Below are 20580 nucleotides of genomic sequence, written 5' to 3'. Positions count from 1 at the left end.
ACCGGTGGGCGCCCAGGACGGTTGCAGCAGCAACGATCCGATCGCGCCACCATCGCCAGCCTCCCCGCCCGCTCGTTCGCTGCTCCCATGCCCGACTATCGCTCCAAGACCTCGACCCACGGCCGCAACATGGCCGGCGCCCGCGCGCTGTGGCGCGCCACCGGCATGCAGGACGCCGACTTCCACAAGCCGATCATCGCCATCGCCAATTCCTTCACCCAGTTCGTGCCCGGCCACGTGCACCTGAAGGATCTCGGGCAGCTGGTCGCGCGCGAGATCGAGCGCGTCGGCGGCGTGGCCAAGGAGTTCGACACCATCGCCGTGGACGACGGCATCGCCATGGGCCACGACGGCATGCTGTACTCGCTGCCGAGCCGCGAGATCATCGCCGACTCGGTCGAGTACATGGTCAACGCGCACTGCGCCGACGCGCTGGTGTGCATCTCCAACTGCGACAAGATCACCCCCGGCATGCTGATGGCCGCCCTGCGCCTCAACATCCCCACCGTGTTCGTCTCCGGCGGGCCGATGGAAGCCGGCAAGACCAAGCTCGCCGACCACAACCTGGACCTGATCGACGCGATGGTGATCGCCGCCGATCCCACCGCCTCCGACGAGAAGGTCGCCGCGTTCGAGCGCAGCGCCTGCCCCACCTGCGGCTCCTGCTCGGGCATGTTCACCGCCAACTCCATGAACTGCCTGACCGAAGCGCTGGGCCTGGCCCTGCCCGGCAACGGCACCGTGGTCGCCACCCACGCCGACCGCGAGCAACTGTTCCTCAAGGCCGGCCGCACCGCGGTGGAACTGTGCCACCGCTGGTATGGCGCCGAAGACCCGCGCGCGCTGCCGCGCGGCATCGCCACCTTCGAAGCGTTCGAGAACGCGATGACCCTGGACATCGCCATGGGCGGCTCCACCAACACCATCCTGCACCTGCTCGCCGCCGCGCAGGAGGCCGAAGTGCCGTTCACCCTGCGCGACATCGACCGCCTGTCCAAGCGCGTGCCGCAGCTGTGCAAGGTGGCGCCGAACACCCAGAAGTACCACATCGAGGACGTGCACCGCGCCGGCGGCATCGTCGCCATCCTCGGCGAACTGGCGCGCGGCGGCCTGCTGCACACCGACCAGGCCACCGTGCACAGCCGCAGCCTGGCCGACGCCATCGCGCAGTGGGACATCACCCAGAGCGACGACCCCGCCGTGCAGACCTTCTACCAGGCCGGACCGGCCGGCATCCCCACCCAGGTCGCCTTCAGCCAGGCCACGCGCTGGCCGAGCCTGGACGCCGACCGCGCCAGCGGCTGCATCCGCGACGTCGCCCACGCCTATTCACAGGAGGGTGGCCTGGCGGTGCTGTACGGCAACATCGCGGAGGACGGCTGCGTGGTGAAGACCGCCGGCGTGGACGAATCCATCCACGTGTTCGAGGGCAACGCCAAGGTATTCGAAAGCCAGGACGCCGCGGTCAAGGGCATCCTCGCCGACGAGGTGCAGGCCGGCGACGTCGTGGTGATCCGCTACGAAGGCCCCAAGGGCGGCCCCGGCATGCAGGAAATGCTGTACCCGACCTCGTACCTGAAGTCCAAGGGCCTGGGCAAGCAATGCGCCCTGCTCACCGACGGCCGCTTCTCCGGCGGCACCTCCGGCCTGTCGATCGGCCACGCCTCGCCCGAAGCCGCCGCCGGCGGCGCCATCGGCCTGGTCCGCGACGGCGACCGCATCCGCATCGACATCCCCCAACGCCGCATCGACCTGCTGGTCTCCGACGCGGAGCTGGCCACGCGCCGTGCAGAACAGGATGCACGCGGCTGGAAGCCGGCTGAGCCGCGCCCGCGCAAGGTGAGCACGGCGCTGAAGGCCTACGCACTGCTTGCGACCAGTGCGGACAAGGGGGCGGTGCGGGACAAGGCGATGTTGGAGGGGTGAAGCGTTGCCATGAAGGCCGTGGGTTGCCGCGGTCTTCATGGCGTCCAGGTACTGCACTGTGGGAGGGACTTCAGTCCCGACGCGGGACCGAAAACGCCCACGGCTATGCTGCTTTTCTGGACACCACGGCATATGCGGAGGATCTGCGCGGCCTACCCCATTCGCGCTGCATGCCGTTCACCATTGACTAGGATGAAGCGCCCCATCCAGCCAACAGACATTTGCTCGGTACGCAGGCTGTAATGCCGAAGCCGCAACCGGCCACGCACCTGCTCCAGCAACCTCGGCGGTTGATGCGCCGTTACGCCTTCATCGTCATGGGTGTAACTCATACGCCAGCTCGAACGTTGGATAACGTAACCAGCATTGGCGCACGGAGCCGCGACCACCATAAGGCAAGTCATTGATGCAGGGTGGGAATTTCCGCTTTGCAGACGTCCGGCGTTGGTGGATACTTGGGACATCACCGCTTTTGGACGGTCCCATAGTAGTTAGGCCGCAATGGAAAGAACTTCTGGGAAGTGCGATGAATGCGGGAGCCGATATATCGCAACGGCTTCAAGCATGTCATCGCTTTGTCCAGAGTGCGCTCATATTCTGTATGGCACTCCAAAGTGTCCACATGAGTTCATTTCAGGGCAATGTGCCATCTGCGGCTGGGATGGCTCCAGTTCGGCATACATTCAATCTCTACTCCGGTCGCGGCCGTCGCCGGCCTAACAACTCATTCAAGCCGACGTCGCTTCGCGGCGCGGCTTAATTCAAGCATTAGGCGCCATGGACGCAGATCGGGATTTTGAAGTAAAGAGCTATCAAGAGATCGCCAACTTGACGCTTGGCGGCTACCAGCTTATCGAGGCACTGCTAAAGACTTACTTGCGTAACTACTTCAATATCGCCAAGCATCGCGTGGGTCGCGACTTCCACTTCGGCTTCACGGGCAGCGACTATGACAACGCAGCGCTTGGCACACTCCTGAAGGTCTTCGCAAAGACATGCTCAGACTCTCAGCTTGTCAAAGATCTCCAAGCCGAGATTCCTCATCGAGACTATGTTGCCCATCAGGCTTCGCTGGTCATGTTCCGGCGACAGCCGTGCAGTTCGGAGGAACTTCAGGCGCTTTCCAAAGAACTATCAACCCGTAGTAGTTCAATTTCTAGCCTTCTGACTCGCTTGAACAACGTGCACAACCTTCTTTTGGCGCCCTACCGCGGAGAACCCGGGCTTGGCGCCTAACAATTCATTCAACGCGGCGCGGCTTAATTCAGGCGTTAGGGCGCACAGGTGAGCACACCGCGACTCGCTACAAGAGAACACGACGGCTGGTGGCTATCGGACGGCGAAGAGGCCCATGCCGAGAGCCCGGAGTCGTTCTGGATCCCGCATGCAGAAGCCCGCCGTGGGCTCGCACCCGGCGACATAGCTAAGCTCCGGTTCTACATCCTGGGCCCTGACGCGTCCGGCGAGGAGGTCGAGCACGGCGAGCGCATGTGGGTACAGGTCTTGGAGTGCAAGGCGGGCTGGTACCGGGGCGCGCTAGACAACGACCCGCACTGCACAGACCGGCTGCAGGCTGGCATGAAGCTATGGTTCCAGCCTCGGCACGTGATAGATATCCATCAGGGGTGAAGCAGCGGGTGCGCCCTAACAATTCATTCAAGCCGACGCCGCTTCTCGGCGCGGCTTAACTCAGGTGTTAGGCTGCTTATGAAGCTTGGTATCTCTGAAGCATTCCGGCGTTACGGGGCCACACTCAAGAACGTCAACTGGTCCGTGAGCTCGTGGGTCGATGACGACACGTTGGTAGTGAGCCTCTGGAATCATCACCACATCAAAGGCTACGGGCCAAACATCTTGGCATTCGGCGACCGCTTTGATCGCTGGTCAGGTCCCGGCAATACGGAATTTCGCACCAACGTCGTTCGTGCCTTTGACACTGGCGCTATGGTCCGCTTAGTGCTTGCTCGCGCACTGGAGCCGGATCGTGTACAGCGCGGCGAAGATGGGAGCAAGATTCCCAAGACCTTTGCCGTGCGGGACGATCTCGTGGGGAGGGTCGCTGGCGTATCCGGAGAGAACTATGTCATTGAGTTCCGGCGCGCCGCGGCCTAACAATTCAATCAAGCCGACATGCCTACGGCATGCGGCTTATCTCAAGCGTTAGGCGTGTGGCTTCTTCTTTGGCTTGGCGCTCCCGGTTGCACCAACCACCGCGCCGCCTGACACTTGGCAGGTCACCTCAACGGATGGTCAACGTGGCAAGCCCTGCATCGGACGCAGCACCAGACAATACGGTCGTCGGCACCTCGTTCCGGCGCCCCACCTTCGTTGGGCCATCCTGGCCTAACCAGTCAATCAAGCCGACGTGCCTACGGCACGCGGCTTATTTCCAGTGTTAGGCCGTCGGCATGAACTCACTGCAGACCAAAAGATCGATCCTGCTAGGTGCACTTATCGCTCCTCTCGGGGCGCCAGTGGCATTCTTGCTGTACTCGCTGGCGTCTGCTCTAGTGCGGGAGGGGCTGCCAGGGCTCAAGGATTGGCCCATTGCCGTTGTAATCTACTTTTCTTTCGGCCTACCCATCGCATATGGAACGATGGTCGCTATCGGCTTACCCTACGTCACGTGGCTTCGGCGCGCTGGCTATTTGAGCTGGCTCAGTGTATGCGCTGGTGCTGCCATAGCCGGAACATTTTCGCTACCGGGCAGTCTCATGCTTCTAGGCGTTGGCTCGCAGCCCTATCTTGCCAATTTCGTAGCTGGCGGCTTTATCGGTCTCGTTTGTGGCGTGTTGTTTTGCGTTATTACGGGGCCTAACAATTTATTCAAGCCGACGCCCCTTCGCGACTCGGCTTAACTCAGACGTCAGATACAAAACTCACTCCTAGGCATACAAGACCACTACAACATGAATGATTCTGATGAGTACCCAAGCCGCGAAGAGTTCCTAGATTCACTATGGAGCGAAATCATCAATTCGCCGATGCAGGAGGTCTGGATCGACAATGTAATCAATACATCGCAGCAGCAGCCCGATGGTCCATTCGGGGATGTCGGCCCTGTCCTGGAACGACTGCTTTCTTTGGGAGCATCGAGGCGCGACCTGTCCCTCCTTTATCGCATGGCATCCTATGAGGCCGTGTTCGACACGCTCTATAAGATGGCTGATCCAGGAATCAAACCAGATGACGCGACCATGCTTTTTGAGGACCTGCTTGGCTCGGACCCGTCGGGTTTAGACGCTGGGCCTGGTTCAGCGCCAGAGAAGAACGCCTAACAAACGATGCAAATCTCCCGCGCCACTCGCTGCGACGCTCTAACGCTTGCCCTCTAACAAGACGCCGGGCGCCGCAGCACATGTCTCCAGCCGATCGACTTGTCGGTGTTGTTCCGTGTCCCAGACGATGAGGGCGGGGCCATGGTCGAAACGCCTTGGGCAGTGCCACTCGGTGATGACCGATACACGCTGGACAAATCGCCCTTCTATGCTGACGACGTCTCCTGGCAAGACACGGTCTTTCCCCCGTTGACCTGCAAGAGGCATGCACACCCAACGGAAGCCGTATGACAAGGCGTCATCCAAGCGGGCACCATGCGTGGTCCGGTTCCATCCACGCATCCTTGCTGATCGACAGGACACCCTATGATTACAGGCAAGAGCAAACTCGATCGCAAAAAGCACCTGGCGTCGATCGTCGCCGGTCATCTCGTGTCTCTCGGCCACACCGCTTCGGTTGTGGAAGGGAGGGTCAATTCGGCCGGCCACAGGGATCAGGTGCTCGTCGATAGCGCGATCGGCCTGGTGCATGTCACCGCATCGAGCAACACCGAGCCGAACGGCAGCATCCTGTGTTCGGATGTCGAAGACGGGGATCAGTCGTTCCTCGCCGACAAGAAATTCGTGGCTTTTGGCTGGAACACCGGCGATGGGCGGACGACGGTCATGCTCGTTCCTGCCGAGGCGGTGCGCGGCAACAAATCGATGACCAAGGATCAGATCAGGTCGGCTAGCATTCGCGCGTACACCCTGATGCTCGGGCCACACGCCTGAGCCTCGATGCCGGCAAGACCGGCCCGAGCCGGTTTGGTTCACGGCTCAGGCGCCATTTCCCACCCAACAAGGCAGACCGCCCAATGAAATCGCTCCGCCGCTGTACGCTTCTTGCACTCGCACTGCTGGCCTTTTGTTTTTCTGCCACGGCGGGCAATCCCCAAGATGCGGTAGTGACCTACCCCGCCGATGCCGCTGTGCCGATCTCGCTCACCTTGCTGACGCGCCAGGGAAAGGTAGGGCGCGACAACGCGATCTACGACAACTACCGCCCACAGGTGCGATTCTCCGGTGAGAGTAAGGACGTCATGTGTGCAGTACGCATTCCCAAAGCGCAGCAGAAGATCGAACCAGGCGAAACCGCTGCCGTGTCTCTGAGCTGCATCGAGCAGTTCCACGTTTTGGAAAAAGACAGGTCGTTCATCGCCTATGAGGGCGGGCGCAAGGTCGCCGAGGGCACCCTGCGTTGATGACGCTGGCAACGTCGGGCGACACGGCGCGTCAGCGCAGAGCCGGCATCGGACAGGCGCAGCGCGTCGCTTGCTCGATGCGGAGTGTCCCCGCCCTCCCAGCACGCGACGCACTTTTCGCTCGTTGATCGCGCGCCCCGTACAGCCGACCATGCGCTGGAAATCGATCTTTGCCTATGCCGCCCTGCTGTTTGTTCTCCAGTGCGGCGTTGGCTTTTTCAGCGGCTTATTCGACTTAGGCGGCTTGGTAAATGCCTGGACCCTTCTCTCTTTCCTCCTATGCGCCGCACTCTTCGCACACCTCGCATTGCGTGTGGCGCAACACCGCCTCGCGCACGCCTGCCTCATCCTGGTCGTGTACGCCGTCTTCGCGGATATGGTCGCAGCGCTATTTCCGCCGGACATGGCGGACGAACCAGCCATGTTTGTCGCTCTGGAATGGCTGCAACTGCTCGCTTCCACTGGCCTCGGCTTGCTCGTCGGCTGGGTGTTCCGGCGCGCGGCGGAACAACGCCAGCTGCTGTAGTCGCGTGCGGAACGCGACTACACCTGTCAATGTCGCCCGAGGGTTGGCTGACGCCCATGATCAAGATCATCAAATTCGTTGGAAAGGGAACGGCGCTGCTCCTGCTGGCAACGCTTGTCGCACTGGTCGCTTACGATGCGCTCTGTCCGCCCACATCTGGCCCGAATCCGCGATCTGCTCGCCCAGGCCAATCCAGAAGACGCCGCTCCTCCCGAAGCGATCCGCAGGCTGATCGATGCGAATGTGGGGTCGCCCTCCCCGCATGCGGCTCGCCTGGTGACGTCCCTCGTCTACCCGGATTTGGCGCAAGGTCAGTCGCACGTGCGCAACGCGCTTTGGAGCGCGCTGCTACCGATGCACTTCGACGAGTCGCACATGTACGGCCTCTACTGCATTCTTTCCTACAACGGCACAGATCATGGATTGAGCAGCTTTGCCGATCGGGAATTCGGCAAGCCGCTTAGCCAGCTCTCACCACTGCAGGCAGCGACCACCGTTGCGGTCACCCATACTCCTACGATCTACTTGAGAGATCGCGACAAGCTGGGCCGGCGCGCTCGGACGCTATTGGCAAGGTCCCGGCCTCCGCATTAGACCTCCGTGCTGCAAGAGGCGACGCCGTCGTTTTTCCTCCCCGACTCTCCTCTGACATGACCCGGCACAACGGGATTGGCACATCATGAAGAAGACAATGGCAAGCATTGCCATGACAGCGACCTTGACGGTCCTGCCGCTCGTAGCACCAGCGTCTGAGCCGGTGTCATCCATCACCCAAGCGACACTGCAGGAGTCCGAGAGCGAATACCAGCACAGCCCGCTGTGCGGCAAGGACGAGCTCACCCTGTGGACGTGCCAGACGCGCAAGCGAGAGTTTTCGCTATGCTCGTCGAAGGCGGTCAACCGGACCGCGGGCTACCTTCAGTACCGAGCGTCGGAGAGCGGCAAGCTGGTGCTGCAGTACCCCGCACAGCAGAAGCCGCCGACGGGTCTTTTCACTTACAACACGTTTCCCAACGGAAACGCATCGATCGAGTTCAGCAACGGCGGCTACCGGTACAGCCTGTTCGATCCACTCCGATCCGCCTCGTCCATCTCCGTTTCCGGGCCTGGCGTGTCGGACAAGACCACGCAGATCGCCTGCGGCCCGAACCAGACGCTGCAGCTCAACTACACCATGCGTTTGATGTACGACGCAGGCGTCTGGGTCGATCCCTGAATGCGATGATCCATGTCGCAATGTCGGCGTCCCGCTCCTCCGGACCGGCCGCCCACCGACTGCGGTGGCGTTAGCGGTCGACGCAATCTGCGCTTGCTACACTCGGCGCGGCGGCCCGGCTCCCGCAAGCGACCAGGCCGACGCCCGCAGCAAAACCGCCACACCTTAGGCGTTTTCTCCAGCAACCTCGTTCTCTCTCGTCGACTATCGGTGCCATCATGAAACAGGCCATCGCGCTTCTCCTGCTCGCCTTCGCCTCCTCGTCCGCTTTCGCGGCCAGCAGATACTGCGAGGAGTTGAAGGCCGAGCTCACCGCGAAACTCGATGCCCACGGCGTCAAGGACTACACGCTGGACATCGTCGACAACGCCGACGTCAAGGATCGGAAGGTCATCGGCAGTTGTGCGGCGGGAAGCAAGAAGATCGTGTACAGCAAGAACAAGCCGTCAACCTAATGGGCATGCGCGGTCACGTCATGCAGCCCAAGTGGTGCGTCCGCGTGCAAGGCGTCGTCCTCGCGCATCACAGGAGGGCGTCATGCAGGTAGTGGAGCACGAACCGCACGCCTGGTTCCTGCTTCGCGATGGCGAGACGCTGCTGCTCGACGTCAACTGCAGCCATGGCCCCGTCGGTTACACGTGGACCATGGCGCTGACTGCCCAGGAAGTTGCGCAGTTCCAGACGCTCGGGCGTGATTTCATCGCGCAGCTCGCCGAGCGCGTGCAGTCGACCGCGCCCGGGGTGTTGGGCAATCGGTCGCCGTATCTGGTTCGCAAGGCGGATGCCGAGACCCGCCAGCGCGTGACCCTGTCCATCAAAGCCTGGAGGCAGAGCGACTGACCGTCCGGGGAGTTTTGCATGGAAATCCGTGCGGATTTTCTGCTCGTGACAACTGCGTTGTGCAAGCCACGCCTGGTGATCAGGTGATGCATCCGACCGGCATCGCCAGCGTAAGCCACCCCTTATCGCATCCAGCCCCGCTCTGGCATGATTCATGACAGGCTGGGTACCCGGAAAGAGAAAGCCGCCATGCATGACATGACCTGGAGCGCTTCCGAGAAAAAGGCAGCCAGGGCACTGTTCGACGCCGCGCTTCACCGCGAACTCCAAGCCTATCTCCAAGAGTTCAAACGCAGTGCCGCAAGCATCGACACGCCGGACGCTCTATGGCCCTTGGTCGACCAGGCCGTAAAAAAGCAGCGCGAAATCGCTCAGACATACGACTACCGCTATTCTCAGCTCATCCTCGTCTTCGCCGTCCTTTTGCGTCGCGGCATCATTCAGGAAGCGGAAGTAGGCGCGCTTGGTGACGAGAAAGCCAGGCACATCATCGCTCTTGCGAGTCTGAAGGTGTGATGTATTCGACCGCGAACCGAACTGCCGACATCTACGGCACAAGATGCAGTACGCCGGCGCCAATCCGCGCCGGAGGCGCCTTGCGTTAATACATAAGCTGCTACGGATGCTGAATTTCGCGACGATGGGGGCCGGCGCGGCGACGGAGCTGCGCGAAAGCATCCGTGACAGGCATTGCCGCTTGCAGATCTCTGACCTGGATGTTCCCGCGCTGACGCCAAAACAGGAGCTGCCCGAGCCGCTCCCAGGCTGATGCGGCGCGCCGCTTCGCCCTTGTCTTGCGGCGGGGCGAGATCGCGCCGATCCTTGGACTGTAGTAGGTTCGTCGCGTACGGGGCGATGCGCGCACCCGCCGATCCGAGAACAGGTGCCAATTGCCATGCGTGTATTTCTGGACGATGAGCGCGAGACACCCGCGGGATGGACAAGGGCCTATTGGCCGGATGACGTCATCGCGCTGCTCCAAACCGGGAAGGTAGAGGAACTCAGCCTGGACCATGATCTCGGCGACGATGCGCGCGGAACCGGTTACGACGTGGTGCTCTGGATCGAGGAAGCAGTGGCACTTCGGTCCTTCGTTCCGCCCAGGATGCACGTCCATTCTGCAAACACCTCGGCGAGAGATAAGATGCGTCTTGGCATCGAGGCGATCGAGCGGCTAGCGGCAAAGAACAGACCCGGTGCATGATCTCATTGCGATGCGGCCGAGATCATGGAGAAGCGGACTGCTTGTTCGGCCCGTGCCCACTGCTCCAATAGCTGATACTCGCAGATGATCAATCCAGATTGGACAACCAGGGGAAAATCGGTCGCGCAGTTGATCGAAGAACTCAAGACATTCGAGAGCCAGGACATGGAGGTCAGAATCTCCGTCGATGGCGGCCACACGTCCTTCCCGATTTCGCTGGTTGGCAAGACGGATGGCAAGTATGCCGTCTTGAGGAATTGCGAGGACAATCCTTCCATCGCTCATCATGTGTCTGAGGATGGTTAGCGATTCATTGGCGCGGTATTTCAATCCCAGCTTTCACACTGATGGCAATCCTCGCCGCAGCGTCCGCCCTGTGACAGTCGACAATGACAGAGAATCCGAAAGCCCAACGTCGCTACGCGCCCCGCACAACAATGCAGTCCGAACAGCGCGCGTCCGAAGAGGCCGCGCTTCCCCTTCCCAAGGAAACGCTCTGGGCCTTGTTCGATTACTTGAACGACGTACTCGCCGATGGCTGCGATCATTCCTTGCGGCGCACCACGCAGTTCCTCGCCTCGCACAATGTCGCTCCAGAGTCGGTCATCCCCTGGCTCGGTGCGCACGGAGGCTTCTGCGATTGCGAGGTGCTGTTCAATGTCGAGGAGCGCTGGGGCAAGCCGTGACCGGATATCGACCTGATGCATGACCTGCCGCATCACTTCCTGGCCGATCTGCAGCTGCATCCTGCGCAAACAGGAAGCAAGGCGACTGCGCTCGTCTCCGGCCAGTGGTGCGCCATTCTCTGCATCGACCAGCAACAGTGGTCGGCCCGCCTTACCTTCACCGGCAGCCCGTCGCCCGGCGATACGTTCCGGGCAGGGGTGCAGTTGCTGATGCCTGACGCACTTGCCCATTTCCCGGCGGGTGCCGATTTCACGCTCTGGGCGAACGGCAGCGAAGGGACAGGCCACGTGGTCGCGAGGGCGGCCTGACAGACACATGGAACCCGCATGCACGTCGACATCACCCACCACGTGGACGCCAGCGAACCCGACGACGGGCACGGCTACTCCTACGCCTACACTCTCTACCGCTTCAGCGACGGCCGCGATCGGGTGCTGGCGCGCAGCTACGACGACGATGCGGATCGAGCGCATTTCCTGAACATCGAAGTGGACGGATACGTGCGCTTGATGGTCGACGCGGACCTGCGGCATCCGCTGCTGCTGGCCGCCGCGGCGTACCTGGGCGAGGCCGGCAAGCGTAGACTGCGCTGGCTGAGCGGCCGCGGCGACGGTTACGAGCCACTGCCCGGCCAGCCCACCATCGGACCAGCGGAGGCTCCATGAAGCGCGTCACCGGGATTGGCGGCATCTTCTTCAAGGCACAGGATCCGGCCGCGCTGCAGGCCTGGTACCAGCGGCATCTCGGCATCGACGTGCAGGCCTGGGGCGGTACCGCCTTCGCGTGGAACGACGGCAACGGCGCGCCGGTGACCGGCTCCACCGTCTGGTCGATCGGCGCGGCGGCAGAGGAGCCGCACTTCTCGCCCGGCACCGCGCCCTTCATGATCAATTACCGGGTGCACGATCTGCACGCGCTGGTGGCGGCGCTGCGCGAGGAAGGCTGCCACGTGCTGGACCGCATCGACGAATCCGAATACGGCGCCTTCGCGTGGGTCATCGACCCGGAAGGCAACAAGGTGGAGCTCTGGCAGCCGCCCGCCGGGCAGTAGTGCCCGCTCCGGCCGGCCGACTGGCCGGCCGGTAGCTCGGGACGCCCGACCGATCAGCGTCGAACCAGCCCCGCGCCGGCGGGCTGGCGCCACCGACCGGCGGCACATGATCTTCGCTCCCCCTGCACTGCGCTATCACTACTGTCCGCGCTCATTGTCCTGATCGGGATCCGCGCCACCGATGAATGCCTCCCTCCCGAGTTCCCCCTCGCCCCTGCGCCCCTTCGCGGCGCGGGTCCTGGTCGTCATGGCGCTGGGCGCGCTGGCGCTGCTGGCCTGGCAGTTGTCGGAGCTGCTGCTGATCGTGTTCGGCGCGGTGGTGGTGGGCGTGCTGCTGCACGGGCTGGCCACGCTGTTGCGCAAGTGGTTGCCGCTGCCGGAGTGGGCGGCGCTGGCGCTGGTGATCCTGGTGCTGGTGCTGGCGCTGTCGGCGATCGTGCTGCTGTTCGGCGCCGAGGTCGCCGCGCAGATCGACACCTTCCGCGCCACCCTGCCGGCGGCCTGGAACAAGTTCCATGCCTGGCTGCAGTCCGGCCCGCTGGGGCCGCAGATCGAGCGCATCCCCGACCAGTTGCGCGACGGCGCCTCGACCCTGGCCACGCATGCCGGCGCCATCGTGCTGTCGGCCGGCGGCGGCGTCACCGACGCGGTACTGATGATGGTCGGCGGGCTGTACCTGGCCGCGCAGCCACGGCTGTATCGGCAGGGCCTGCTGCACCTGCTGCCGCGCGACCGCCGCGGCGTCGCCGACGAGGCGCTGACCGCCAGCGGCCAGGCGCTGCGCGCGTGGTTGACCGGCCAGTTGCTGGCGATGGCGGTGATCGGCACCCTGACCGGCATCGGCCTGTGGCTGCTGGGCGTGCCGGTGGCGCTGGGCATCGGCCTGTTGACCGCGCTGCTGGACTTCATCCCCATCGTCGGCCCGATCGTGGCCGCGGTCCCGGCGATCCTGCTGGGCTTCACGGTCAGCCCGCAGGTGGCGCTGGGCGCGCTGCTGCTGTTCGTGGTGCTGCAGCAACTCGAAGGCCATGTGCTGCAGCCGCTGATCCAGGCGCGTGCGGTGGACCTGCCGCCGGCGCTGCTGCTGTTCTCGCTGTTCGGTATCGGCGTGCTGTTCGGGCCGATGGGCGTGGTGCTGGCGGCGCCGCTCACCGTGGTGCTGTACGTGCTGGTCAAGCGGCTGTACGTGCAGCATGCGCTGGGCGATGCCGAGGGCGCGGATGGCGCCGGAAAGCCCGCCGCCTGATCAGCGGTGCGTGATCCCACCCCGCCCCGCACGCGACGATGCCCACCGATCCGCAAGGCCTGCAACGCGACCTGGCCGAGACCTTGCACTGTGCCGCCGCGTACAACGACAAGGGCTATGCCTGGCTGGGACACGATACCCAGCAGATCGCCGACATGCAGCACCGGTTCCAGACCCAACTGACGGAACTGGCCGCGCGCTTGGGCGAGGCGCGACTCGGCCCGGCGCTGAGCGCCGCCATCGCCAGCGGCGCGGCCGCGCGCGACGGCTCGGGCGACTATGTGGTGCTGTGCGAGCAGGTATTTGGCAGTCCGCGGGTACGCCGCTGAAGGCGGCCTCGGGCACCGCCTGACGCAGCGTCATCCAGCCTCACGGGAGCGCGGCCTGCGATACGGCCGCTGAACGCCGGCCCGGCACCGGGACCGGCTGGCTTTGACTTGTCATTCACGCGGCACACACTGGCGGGTGCCTTTCCCTCGCCCGATGACACCGTGAAGAAGCCGCCCCAGGATCCCGCGTCCACCACGCCTGCCGACACCGACACCACCCCCGAAAACCCGCAACGCCGGCGCCTGCTCGGCGGCCTGGCGCTGGCCGGCAGCGCCCTGGCGCTCGGCGGCCCCGCCGAGGCCCACGCCGAGAGCGCCAAACGCGCGCCGGCGCGTGCGCTTTCGCCGACGGAACTGGATCGGCAGCTGCGGCAGAAGATCGAGCACGTGGTGGTGATCTACGCCGAGAACCGCAGCTTCAACAACCTGTTTCCCGAGTTCCCCGGGCTGCAGCAGCCGCTGTCCAAGGTGACCCCGGCGCAGGCGCGGCAGGTGGACCGCGACGGCAGCGTGCTCGACATCCTGCCGCCGATCTGGGGCGGACTGGCGCCGGACGAACAGGTGGTGGCGCACCGCCGCTACAAGATCGGCGAGGACGCGATCGGGCCGCTGCCCAATGCGCCGTTCGCGCTGCGCACGCCCGACGGCCAACTGCTGCCGCACGGCATCGTGACCCGCGACCTGGTGCACCGCTTCTACGAGAACCAGATGCAGATCAACGGCGGCCGCAACGACGGCTTCGCCGCGTGGAGCGACGCCGGCGGCCTGGTGATGGGCCACTACGCCGATGCGCCGGCCACGCTGCGGCTGTGGAGCCTGGCCCGCGACTACACGCTGTGCGACAACTTCTTCATGGGCGCGTTCGGCGGTTCGTTTCTCAACCATCAGTACCTGATCGCCGCGCAGGCGCCGTACTACCCCAAGGCCGACAGCAGCCCGGGGCGGACGCAGATCAGCGTGCTGGCCAGCGACCGTCCCGACGAGATCCGGCTGGCGGTGCAGGACGATTCGCCGGGCACCGCGCTCAACGGCCGGCCGCGCTTCGTGCGCAACGGCGCGCTGACCCCGGATTTCTGGGCGATCAACACCCTGAGCCCGCCGTTCCAGCCCAGCACCAGCCAGGACCCGACGCGCCCGGACTACGCCGACCCCAACAGCCCCAATACGCTGCCGGCGCAGACCCACCGCCACATCGGCGATGCGCTCGACGCCAAGGGCGTGGACTGGGCCTGGTACGCCGGCGGCTGGGCGCTGGCGGTGCAGGGCAAGGGCGACACCGGCGACACCTGCGAGTTCCCGGGCAGTCCCAACTTCCAGATCCACCATCAGCCGTTCAACTACTTCGCCAACCTCGCCCCGGGCACGCAGGCGCGGGCGCGCCGGCTGCGCGACGGCGGCCTGGGCGACACCGCCCCGGAGAACCGCTTCCTCGCCGACGTGCAGGCCGGCACGCTGCCGCCGGTGACGTTCTACAAGCCGCAGGGCAACCTCAACATGCACGCCGGCTATTCCGACGTGGCCGCCGGCGATCGCCACATCGCGATGGTGGTGGACGCGCTGCGCAACAGCCCGCTGTGGGAGAAGACCGTCGTGTTCATCACCTTCGACGAGAACGGCGGTTGGTGGGATCACGTGGCGCCGCCCAAGGCCGACCGCTGGGGCCCGGGTTCGCGCATTCCGGCGCTGGTGGTGTCGCCGTACGCCAGGCGCGGCCACGTCGACCACAGCGTCTACGACACCGGCTCGATCCTGCGCTTCATCACCCGCCGCTTCGGCCTGGAGCCGTTGCCGGGCCTGGTCGAGCGCGAACGCGCGATGCACGCCGCCAGCGGCGTGGTGCCGGGCGATCTGACCGCCGCGCTGGACCTGGGCTAGGCAGGCGCAGGTTGCGCAGGGCGCGGCACACTGCCGCCGCCCTGCCCCGCCGCCACGCAGCGCCGCGATCAGGCGGCGTGGAACGTGCCAGCGCCGCGCTGGCGACGGAACAGCAGCAAGGTGCAGGCTAGGCCGATCAGGGCGGCCAGCGACAGCCACAACGCCGGCGCAGCACGGCTGTGGGTGGTGTGGATCAGCCAGGTGGACACCGCGGGGGTGAAGCCGCCCATCGTCGCGGTAGCCAGGCTGTAGGCCAGCGAGAAGCCGGTGGTACGGACCTCCGCCGGCATCACCTCGGTCAGCGCCACCACCATCGCGCCGTTGTAGGCGCCGTACAGCAGCGACAGCCACTCGCCCACCAGCAGCAGCCGCACGAACGAGGGCGCGTCGACCAGCCACTGCAGCGCCGGCCACACCGTCAGCAACATGGCCACGCTGGCGAACACCAGCAGCGGCTTGCGGCCGATGCGGTCGCTGAGCGCGCCCATCACCGGCAGCCACACGAAATTGGACAGGCCGATGCAGCCGGTCACCACCAGGCTGTCCAGCTCGCTCAGGTGCAGTTCGGCGCGGCCGTAGGTCGGCATGTAGGCGGTGATCAGGTAGAACGACACGGTGGTCATCATCACCATGCCCACGCCGGCCAGGATCAACCCGACATTGGCGCGCAGCGAGCGCGCGATACCGGCCAGGTCCGGCGCCTGGCGCGCGGCGAATTCCGGGGTTTCCTGCAGCGAGCGGCGGATCAGGAAGATCAGCGGCACGATCAGGCTGCCGATGGCGAACGGCACGCGCCAGCCCCAGCTGTCCATCGTGCTGTCGGACAGCAGCGCGTGCAGGGCGACGCCGAGCGCAGCGGCGAACACCACCGCCACCTGCTGGCTGGCCGACTGCCAGGCCACATAGAAGCCGCGCCGGCCCGGCGTGGCGATCTCGGCCAGATACACCGATACGCCGCCCAGCTCGGCACCGGCGGAGAAGCCCTGCAGCAGGCGGCCAAGCAGCACCAGCAACGGCGCCAGCACGCCGATGGTGCCGTAACCGGGGACGAAGGCGATCAGCAGCACGCCGGCCGACATCAGCCCCAGGGTCAGGATCAGGCCCTTGCGACGCCCGTGCCGGTCGATGTAACCGCCGAGCACCAGCGCGCCGATCGGCCGCATCAGGAAGCCGGCACCGAACGTGGCCAGCGACAGCATCAGCGAGGCGAACGCGCTGTGCGACGGGAAGAACGCATGGCCGATGGCCGTGGCATAGAAGCCATAGACCATGAAGTCGTACATCTCGAGGAAGTTGCCGGTGACCACGCGGAACACGGCGGCCGCGCCGTGCGGCGCGGCCTCGGCGGCGGGGGGCGTAGCGGAAGAAGTCATCGATCGAAGTCTGCTGGAGAAGAAACGGCACCGCCTTGCGATGTCGTGGGACAGCATGGGCGGCGCGCGTGGCAACGGTACAACACGCCGCGTGCGCATGCCGCCATGACGCCGCACGTCGCTACGTGCGGGTTAATGCACAGCGGTACGACGCCCAGGCCGGAACTGCCGCTGATGCAACATCGGGTGCATCCCGATACGCGCCGGCGATGCGCCAAGCGCCGATGTCGATGCCGATGTCGGTACGATCTCTACATCCGCGTCTGGCTCGCTGGCGCCAGCGCCTCACGAACCAGGCCAGCACGCGCAGCTCGCGACGGCGCCACCACGCCCGAGCAGGTAGCCTGCACGCTGGTCACGCACCAGGAAGTGCCACCGATGCGTCCCGTTCGACCACTGCATCTCGGCGTGATCGCCGACACCCATGGCCTGCTGCGCCCCGAGGCGCTGGCGGCCTTGCGCGGCTGCGCCGCGATCGTGCATGCCGGCGACATCGGCAAACCGCACGTGCTCGACGCACTGCGGGAACTGGCGCCGCTGCACGCGATCCGCGGCAACATCGATACCGCGCCATGGGCGCAGGCGCTGCCCGAGACCCTGGACCTGGACATCGACGGCGTTCGCCTGCACGTGCGCCACGACCTGAAGACCCTGGCGCGCGTCGCCGACGGCGTGGACGTGGTGATCAGCGGCCACTCGCACAAGCCCTTGCTGGAGACGCGCGACGGCGTGCTCTACCTCAATCCCGGCAGCGCCGGGCCGCGCCGCTTCCGCCTGCCGATCAGCCTCGGCCACCTGTACCTGACATCGACCGGCCCGCGCGGCGAGTTGCAGACCCTGGGCTAGCGCAGGCGGTTCCCGCGCCGTGGCGCAGGCGCCACGCGGCGTGCCACGCGCGGCGGGCAGGCGACGAACGCGCGCGATCTTCGCTACAGTGGAGGCGGGGAGGCGTGCGGCCAGCGGAAGGCATGGCGACGCCAGGATGCGGCAATGCGAAGGGGAGCGAGCATGCGCAAGGGATGGAACGTTTTCGGCAAGGTCGGCCTCGGCCGCATGACCAGGGACGAGTACCAGGCCAATCTCAACGGCCTGAACATGTTCTTCGGCGCCGTCCTGGGCCTGGTGCTCACCGGTACCGAACGCCTCAACACCTGGCAGTTCGGCGTGGTCCTGGGCGTCCTCGCCAGCCTGGTCACCTCGATCCTGTTCATTTCCAGCAGCCGGCACCGGGTGGCGTACGCGATCTACACGCTGCTGATGGTGCTGGCGCTGCCGAAGGTGATCGACGTGATGCTCAAGGGCCAGGCACTGCTGCCGGACAAGGTACAGCCGACGCTGATCGTGTGGACGATGATGACCATCTTGGTGGAGTTCTGGGGCCGCGAACGCGACCAAGGCGAAGCGACGGCCACCTCCGATCCATCCCGTTGAGCGGCGTCGGGCAAGCCTCGAGCGCATCGTCCGATCTTTCCGCTCCGGATGCGCCTTTTACGAACCAACCATGTCGAACCGGCTGCCGGCCGATCGCATCGGATGCCATGTGCCATGAAAGCATGTAGACCCTGGGCCGTTGCGCTTGCCTTGTGTCTGCTGACGAGCGCCTGCGCCACCATCACCGCGCCGCTCTACTCGTATCGGCCACGCCCCGTCCTGGCCCACCCGAGCGATGCCAGCTTCGACTTTCAGGGCACCTGGGAAGGGGTTCTCGACGGATTCGACGCGCCGCACTACGTGGATAGCGCGGGCTTCCCCATGCGTTTTCGCTTCGTGGTTTCGCGCTGGCACGTGCGCGTCTACAACCTGGTCAGGGGAACGTGGCAGGAAATGAAGCCGGGGCAGTTCCGCATGCGCAATTCCGGCCCGCATGCGCTCATTTACAGCACCACCTCGGGTCGCGATGAGGATGGCGTCTGGGTCGAGTCGTCGTCGTTCACGCTTGCGCGGACATCCAATGACGAGATGATCGTCTACTGGCAGCGCACGGTGAACAATCTCGACGTTCCCCCGACCGATCAGTGGCATCAATTCGCCTGGGGCTACAGCGGCACCATGCGGCGTGCGGCCGCCGGCGACTGACATCCGAAAGCACGACAACGCCGCCGGCATGGCCGCGGCGATCGTCGGAACATGGACGCGGGCGCGTTGGCGCAGCCCGCCCCCACGCGCCGTCTCTCACCAATCCGTCGGCGCGTAGTCCTTGAGGAACTGGCCCCACACGTGCTCGCCGGTGTTGAAGCCGTGGATGATCGGATCGACGATGCGCGCGGCGCCGTCGACGATGTCCAACGGCGGATGGAAGCGCTCCTCCTCCACCTTGCGCGCGGCGATCTCGGCCGGATCCTCGTCGGTGACCCAGCCGGTATCCACGCTGTTCATGTGGATGCCGTCGTTCTGGTAATCCGCCGCCGAGGTGCGGGTCATCATGTTCAACGCGGCCTTGGCCATGTTGGTGTGCGGATGCCGGGTGGTCTTGAAGTTGCGGTAGAACTGCCCCTCCATCGCCGACACGTTGACGATGTGCTTGTCGCGCTCGGGCGTGCGCAGCATCAGCGGCTTGAGCCGCGCGTTGAGCACGAACGGCGCGACCGCGTTGACCAGTTGCGTCTCCAGCAGTTCCACCGAGGACACTTCGTCCAGCAGCAGGCGCCAGGAGTTGCGCCCGCGCAGGTCCACCTGCTGCAGGTCCTGGTCCAGGCGCCCTTCCGGGAACAGGTGCTGCTGGGCGAGCAGGTCGTCGGCCAGCAGCGGCACCTGCGACAGCTCCGCGGCGCGCAGCAGGCCGTCGGCACCGCTGCGTCCCTGGCCCACCCCGGCCATCTGCGTGTTGCCCCCGGCCGGCAGCAGATCGGGACCGCGCAGGCCTTCGTACTGGCCCACCAGCCGGCGCACGTGCTCGGGCAGGTCGTGCAGCGCGGCGGTCTCGCCGGCCAGCATGTGCGCGTAGAACTGCGGCGGCCGGCGCACGGTCTGGCAGGCGTTGTTGACAATGAAATCCAGGCGCGTGCGGGTCGCCAGCAGCTCGCTGCAGAACGCTTCGACGCTGGGCGTGTGGCGCAGGTCCAGCCCATACACCTGCAGGCGGTGGCCCCACTCGGCGAAATCCGGCTCCTCCGCGTAGCGCGCTGCCGAGTCGCGTGGGAAGCGCGTGGTCACGATCAGTTCCGCACCCGCACGCAGCAGCTTGAGCCCAGCCTGGTAGCCGATCTTGACCCGGCCGCCGGTGAGCAGCGCCACGCGCCCGCGCAGGTCCGCGGTCTCGGTGCGCTTGAAGTAGTTCAGCTCGGCGCAGGGCGGGCACATCTGGTCGTAGAAGTGGTGCAGCTCGGTGTACTTCTGCTTGCACACGTAGCAGTGGCGCAACTCGGGCGAATGCGCCGCCGGCGCCTCGGCCACGGCCTGCGCATGGGTCAGCGCTTCCGGGGTGTGCGGCGGGAAATAGTTGGGCGTGCTGAACACCGGCTTGCGCCGCAGCGCGCGGATGCCGGTCTGCGCCAACAGCTCCTCGGCCTTGCGCACCTTCTCCTGGTGGCGCTCGCGCGCCTGTTCCTTGAGCAGCTTGCGCCGCGCCTTGGGCTCGGGGTTGAAGACCTGGGCGACCACCTGCAGCAGGCGCACCCGCTCGGCTTCGGGCAGGGTATCGAGCACGCGCCGGTCGGCGGCGATGGTCTCGAGCAGGTCCAGGGCGATGCGCAGGCGCTCGGCCTGGGGCAGGTCGTCGGGAGAAACGGGGGCAGTGGCGTTCAAGACAGATCCGGGATGGGCGACGGCGGGCAGCGGCAGAGCGC

Annotated in this window: 28 protein-coding genes; 26 read left to right on the top strand and 2 right to left on the bottom strand. The window is 65.3% G+C overall.

Annotation, left to right across the window (positions count from 1 at the left end; translation table 11 throughout):
- The first annotated feature begins 87 nt into the window (after positions 1–87).
- The 23 genes from ilvD (at position 88) to acpA (ending at position 15422) form a co-directional block, all read left to right on the top strand.
- Positions 88–1926, top strand: coding sequence for a dihydroxy-acid dehydratase (gene ilvD / locus AC1PMG_RS01915; RefSeq protein ID WP_481110459.1), 1839 nt, complete (start codon positions 88–90; stop codon positions 1924–1926).
- 777 nt (positions 1927–2703) lie between these two features.
- Positions 2704–3162, top strand: coding sequence for a hypothetical protein (locus tag AC1PMG_RS01910; protein ID WP_481110458.1), 459 nt, complete (start codon positions 2704–2706; stop codon positions 3160–3162).
- Positions 3163–3633: 471 nt separating this feature from the next.
- Positions 3634–4038: a hypothetical protein gene (locus AC1PMG_RS01905; protein WP_481110457.1), complete on the top strand. Its 405-nt coding sequence runs from the start codon at positions 3634–3636 to the stop codon at positions 4036–4038.
- Between the two features lie 797 nt (positions 4039–4835).
- Positions 4836–5204 (top strand): hypothetical protein, encoded by a 369-nt coding sequence (locus AC1PMG_RS01900; RefSeq protein ID WP_481110456.1) that lies wholly within the window; start codon positions 4836–4838, stop codon positions 5202–5204.
- A gap of 141 nt (positions 5205–5345) precedes the next feature.
- A complete protein-coding gene (locus tag AC1PMG_RS01895) occupies positions 5346–5495 on the top strand; it encodes a DUF4265 domain-containing protein (protein ID WP_481110455.1) in 150 nt (49 codons plus the stop codon).
- Positions 5496–5570: 75 nt separating this feature from the next.
- Entirely contained in the window at positions 5571–5978 is a 408-nt protein-coding gene (locus tag AC1PMG_RS01890) for a hypothetical protein (RefSeq protein WP_481110454.1), read from the top strand.
- 83 nt (positions 5979–6061) lie between these two features.
- A complete protein-coding gene (locus tag AC1PMG_RS01885; RefSeq protein ID WP_342074534.1) occupies positions 6062–6448 on the top strand; it encodes a hypothetical protein in 387 nt (128 codons plus the stop codon).
- Between the two features lie 151 nt (positions 6449–6599).
- On the top strand, positions 6600–6974 hold the full coding sequence (locus AC1PMG_RS01880; protein ID WP_481110453.1) for a hypothetical protein: 375 nt from the start codon (positions 6600–6602) through the stop codon (positions 6972–6974).
- A 135-nt stretch (positions 6975–7109) separates the two neighbouring features.
- A complete protein-coding gene (locus tag AC1PMG_RS01875; protein ID WP_481110452.1) occupies positions 7110–7568 on the top strand; it encodes a hypothetical protein in 459 nt (152 codons plus the stop codon).
- 85 nt (positions 7569–7653) lie between these two features.
- On the top strand, positions 7654–8190 hold the full coding sequence (locus tag AC1PMG_RS01870) for a hypothetical protein (RefSeq protein WP_481110451.1): 537 nt from the start codon (positions 7654–7656) through the stop codon (positions 8188–8190).
- Between the two features lie 218 nt (positions 8191–8408).
- Positions 8409–8645: a DUF1161 domain-containing protein gene (locus AC1PMG_RS01865; RefSeq protein ID WP_481110450.1), complete on the top strand. Its 237-nt coding sequence runs from the start codon at positions 8409–8411 to the stop codon at positions 8643–8645.
- Positions 8646–8727: 82 nt separating this feature from the next.
- Complete coding sequence (locus AC1PMG_RS01860; protein WP_481110449.1) at positions 8728–9030, top strand: hypothetical protein; 303 nt, start codon at positions 8728–8730, stop codon at positions 9028–9030.
- A 189-nt stretch (positions 9031–9219) separates the two neighbouring features.
- The gene (locus AC1PMG_RS01855; RefSeq protein ID WP_481110448.1) at positions 9220–9546 is read left to right on the top strand and encodes a hypothetical protein; all 327 of its coding nucleotides are present in this window, start codon (positions 9220–9222) and stop codon (positions 9544–9546) included.
- 106 nt (positions 9547–9652) lie between these two features.
- Entirely contained in the window at positions 9653–9799 is a 147-nt protein-coding gene (locus AC1PMG_RS01850; RefSeq protein WP_481110447.1) for a hypothetical protein, read from the top strand.
- Between the two features lie 126 nt (positions 9800–9925).
- Positions 9926–10234: a cyclic-phosphate processing receiver domain-containing protein gene (locus tag AC1PMG_RS01845; RefSeq protein WP_481110446.1), complete on the top strand. Its 309-nt coding sequence runs from the start codon at positions 9926–9928 to the stop codon at positions 10232–10234.
- An 84-nt stretch (positions 10235–10318) separates the two neighbouring features.
- A complete protein-coding gene (locus AC1PMG_RS01840) occupies positions 10319–10540 on the top strand; it encodes a hypothetical protein (protein WP_481110445.1) in 222 nt (73 codons plus the stop codon).
- Positions 10541–10671: 131 nt separating this feature from the next.
- Positions 10672–10920: a DUF2695 domain-containing protein gene (locus AC1PMG_RS01835; protein WP_481110444.1), complete on the top strand. Its 249-nt coding sequence runs from the start codon at positions 10672–10674 to the stop codon at positions 10918–10920.
- A 15-nt stretch (positions 10921–10935) separates the two neighbouring features.
- Complete coding sequence (locus tag AC1PMG_RS01830) at positions 10936–11229, top strand: hypothetical protein (protein WP_481110443.1); 294 nt, start codon at positions 10936–10938, stop codon at positions 11227–11229.
- An 18-nt stretch (positions 11230–11247) separates the two neighbouring features.
- Positions 11248–11586 (top strand): hypothetical protein, encoded by a 339-nt coding sequence (locus AC1PMG_RS01825; protein ID WP_481110442.1) that lies wholly within the window; start codon positions 11248–11250, stop codon positions 11584–11586.
- Positions 11583–11972, top strand: a complete 390-nt coding sequence (locus tag AC1PMG_RS01820; protein WP_481110441.1) for a VOC family protein — start codon at positions 11583–11585, stop codon at positions 11970–11972. Before AC1PMG_RS01825 ends, AC1PMG_RS01820 begins: the two co-directional genes overlap by 4 nt.
- A 247-nt stretch (positions 11973–12219) precedes the next feature.
- The gene (locus tag AC1PMG_RS01815; protein WP_017907681.1) at positions 12220–13218 is read left to right on the top strand and encodes an AI-2E family transporter; all 999 of its coding nucleotides are present in this window, start codon (positions 12220–12222) and stop codon (positions 13216–13218) included.
- A 38-nt stretch (positions 13219–13256) separates the two neighbouring features.
- Entirely contained in the window at positions 13257–13547 is a 291-nt protein-coding gene (locus tag AC1PMG_RS01810; protein WP_481110440.1) for a hypothetical protein, read from the top strand.
- Between the two features lie 162 nt (positions 13548–13709).
- Positions 13710–15422: an acid phosphatase gene (gene acpA, locus AC1PMG_RS01805; protein ID WP_481110439.1), complete on the top strand. Its 1713-nt coding sequence runs from the start codon at positions 13710–13712 to the stop codon at positions 15420–15422.
- Positions 15423–15490: 68 nt separating this feature from the next.
- Here acpA and tcuC read toward each other — a convergent pair whose 3' ends face one another.
- Positions 15491–16795: an MFS transporter gene (tcuC, locus tag AC1PMG_RS01800; RefSeq protein ID WP_320745347.1), complete on the bottom strand. Its 1305-nt coding sequence runs from the start codon at positions 16793–16795 to the stop codon at positions 15491–15493.
- A 378-nt stretch (positions 16796–17173) separates the two neighbouring features.
- On the opposite strand from tcuC, the gene AC1PMG_RS01795 reads away from it, so the two are divergent.
- The 3 genes from AC1PMG_RS01795 (at position 17174) to AC1PMG_RS01785 (ending at position 18871) form a co-directional block, all read left to right on the top strand.
- Complete coding sequence (locus AC1PMG_RS01795) at positions 17174–17641, top strand: metallophosphoesterase family protein (protein WP_481110438.1); 468 nt, start codon at positions 17174–17176, stop codon at positions 17639–17641.
- Positions 17642–17803: 162 nt separating this feature from the next.
- Positions 17804–18226: a hypothetical protein gene (locus AC1PMG_RS01790; protein WP_481110437.1), complete on the top strand. Its 423-nt coding sequence runs from the start codon at positions 17804–17806 to the stop codon at positions 18224–18226.
- Positions 18227–18340: 114 nt separating this feature from the next.
- Positions 18341–18871, top strand: a complete 531-nt coding sequence (locus tag AC1PMG_RS01785) for a hypothetical protein (RefSeq protein ID WP_481110436.1) — start codon at positions 18341–18343, stop codon at positions 18869–18871.
- A gap of 96 nt (positions 18872–18967) precedes the next feature.
- Here the strand turns inward: AC1PMG_RS01785 and AC1PMG_RS01780 are convergent, their stop codons facing one another.
- Complete coding sequence (locus AC1PMG_RS01780; protein WP_481110435.1) at positions 18968–20539, bottom strand: SDR family NAD(P)-dependent oxidoreductase; 1572 nt, start codon at positions 20537–20539, stop codon at positions 18968–18970.
- Positions 20540–20580 lie beyond the last annotated feature (41 nt).

It is taken from the genome of Xanthomonas sp. NCPPB 2250, from assembly GCF_056725265.1.
The sequence above is the reverse complement of the archived record's forward strand: the minus strand, read 5'-3'. Positions and strand labels throughout refer to the sequence as shown.